Consider the following 242-nt stretch of genomic DNA (forward strand, 5'->3'; position numbering starts at 1 on the left):
TCGCGGTGGACGACCTCCCGCTCGTAGGCCGCGCCGAGCTCCCGCGCGAGGTCGCCCGAGGAGCGCCCGAGCAGGCCGGGCAGCTCGTCGCTGTCGAAGTTCACCAGGCCGCGGCCGACCCGGACCCCGTCGGGCCCGACGACGTCGACGGGGTCGCCGGCGTGGAAGGACCCGGTGACCGCGGTGATCCCGGCGGCCAGCAGCGAGGCGCGCCGCTCGACGACCGCGCGGACCGCGCCGGC

1 protein-coding gene is annotated in these 242 nt (G+C 78.9%); it reads right to left on the bottom strand.

Annotated features, from left to right (window positions below):
* Positions 1-242, bottom strand: a 242-nt coding sequence (locus QWY28_RS23810) for a PUA domain-containing protein (RefSeq protein WP_336622436.1), incomplete at both ends; no start/stop codon positions are given.

Source organism: Nocardioides oceani (assembly GCF_030412965.1).
GTDB lineage: Bacteria > Actinomycetota > Actinomycetes > Propionibacteriales > Nocardioidaceae > Nocardioides > Nocardioides oceani.